Source organism: Exiguobacterium sp. UBA3968 (genome assembly GCF_002385115.1).
Taxonomy (GTDB): domain Bacteria; phylum Bacillota; class Bacilli; order Exiguobacteriales; family Exiguobacteriaceae; genus Exiguobacterium_A.
This window is the reverse complement of the sequence record NZ_DGCW01000001.1, coordinates 1645-2067: the sequence shown is the minus strand read 5'-3', so window position 1 is coordinate 2067 and position 423 is coordinate 1645. Positions and strand designations below refer to the sequence as shown.

Below are 423 nucleotides of genomic sequence, written 5' to 3'. Positions count from 1 at the left end.
CCGTGAAGATGATTGTGGAACGGATCGTGGTATCCGCGTCACAGCACTCCGTGAAGGAACGGAAGAAATCGAAAGCCTTTACGACCGCCTCGTCGGCCGTACTGCATTCGAAAACGTCGTTCACCCTGAAACAGGAGAAGTCCTCGTTTCGACGAACGAACTCATCGATGAAGACATCGCACGTGTCATCACTGACGCTGGTGTCGACAACGTTGAGATCCGTACTGCCTTCACATGTAACACAAGCCATGGTGTCTGTAAGAAATGTTACGGACGCAACTTGGCAACAGGCAACGACGTCGAAGTCGGCGAAGCTGTCGGTATCATCGCGGCACAATCAATCGGTGAGCCAGGAACGCAGCTTACGATGCGTACCTTCCACACAGGTGGGGTTGCCGGAGACGATATCACACAAGGTCTTCC

The 423-nt window shown here is 53.2% G+C and carries 1 pseudogene; it reads left to right on the top strand.

Features of this window, described 5'->3' with window-relative positions:
• Nucleotides 1–423, top strand: a pseudogene (locus B3S86_RS00025) (DNA-directed RNA polymerase subunit beta'); the annotation flags it as partial.